The sequence below is a fragment of the Mesorhizobium sp. M7A.F.Ca.CA.002.05.1.1 genome (assembly GCF_003998335.1).
In the GTDB taxonomy this organism is placed as follows: domain Bacteria; phylum Pseudomonadota; class Alphaproteobacteria; order Rhizobiales; family Rhizobiaceae; genus Mesorhizobium.
Genome location: NZ_RZQI01001199.1, coordinates 1 through 1,428 on the forward strand (window position 1 = coordinate 1; position 1,428 = coordinate 1,428).

At 63.4% G+C, this 1,428-nt stretch carries 1 protein-coding gene and 1 pseudogene; one reads left to right on the forward strand and one right to left on the reverse strand.

Annotated elements, in window-relative coordinates; genetic code table 11:
* The first annotated feature begins 62 nt into the window (after positions 1-62).
* Positions 63-721, forward strand: a pseudogene (locus tag EN939_RS34085) (GMC family oxidoreductase).
* A 117-nt stretch (positions 722-838) separates the two neighbouring features.
* Here EN939_RS34085 and EN939_RS34090 read toward each other — a convergent pair.
* On the reverse strand, positions 839-1,428 hold a 590-nt coding region (locus EN939_RS34090), incomplete at its 5' end, for a fatty acid desaturase (RefSeq protein WP_164751513.1).

Sequence of the window (1,428 nt, forward strand, 5' to 3'; positions counted from 1 at the left end):
ACCTGCAGGACCACCTCGATTTTATCGTCGGCTGGAGATCGAAGGACACCGATATGCTCGGCATGAGCCCGCGCGGCGCGTGGGGTTTCCTCAGGCACATCGCGCAGTGGCGGCGGGATGGAACCGGGCTGATCGCCTCGCCGTCGGCCGAGAGCGGCGCTTTCGTCAAATCCGACCCGGCGCTTGAGCGCCCTGACCTGCAGCTGCAATTCGTCATCGGCCTGGTCGAAAACCATGCGCGCACGCTGCACTACGGTTTCGGCTTCTCCTGTCATGTCTGCATATTGCGGCCGCACTCGCGTGGCGAGGTTGGGCTGGCCAGCGCCGATCCACTTGCCGCGCCACGCATCGATCCGCGCTTTCTCGGCGACCAGCGCGATGCGGAACTGCTGCTGAAAGGCGTGAGGATCACCCGGCAGGTGCTGGCTTCGCCGGCGCTGACGCGCTACCGGCACAAGGAAATGCACATCGCCGGCGAGCCGAGCGATGCCGATCTGATGACCCATATCCGTACCCGCGCCGACACGGTCTATCACCCGGTCGGCTCCTGTCGGATGGGGTCGACGAGATGGCGGTGGTCGATCCGCAACTCAAGGTGCGCGGGCTTGAAGCCTTGCGTGTCGTGGACGCCTCGGTGATGCCGACACTGATTGGTGGCAACACCAATGCCCCAACCATCATGATCGCCGAAAAGGCCGCCGACATGATCAGGGCTGCCTGATCGGAGCTCCAGGCCGCGGCGCCCATGGCGCGGCGGTCTTCTTGTTGTGACGCAATTGCCCAGGGAAAACGCTACGCGTTTTCCCTGGAAAACCGTTCACACTTCTCCTGGAATTGCTTAAGCCGCCGCCCGTGCCTCGCGGAACGACACCAGCTTGCGGCGGTTTTCGTCCCACAATGCCAGTTTGACGCAGCGCAGGCTTTCGAGCAGCGTAACCCGGCCTATGTCGCGCAACTCGGGATAATCCCGCAGCACTTCCTGCAACCGGTAGCACGGCACCTTGGCCGAGAGGTGATGGACGTGATGGACACCGATGTTGCCGGTGAGCCAGTTCAGCACCGGCGGAAGGTCGTAATACGACGATCCGTGCAAGGCGGCGTGCTGGAATTCCCAGTCGGCATCCTTCGCCCATTCTGTTTCCTCGAACTGGTGCTGGACGTAGAACAGCCAGATGCCGGCCGAACCGGCGAGGATGACGATCGGCAGGTGAACCACCAGGAAAGCGCCCGGGCCGACGAACCAGATAAGGACGGCTGCTGCGACCGCGATGCCAAGGTTGGTGGTCATCGACGACACCCAAGGGGTCAGGCCGCCGCGCATCATGCCGACGGGTAGCCTCTGCTCGAAGAGGAAAAGCCAGATCGGACCGAGCCCGAACATCACCAGCGGATGGCGATAGAGACGATAGGCGAGGCGGCCTGACCCCT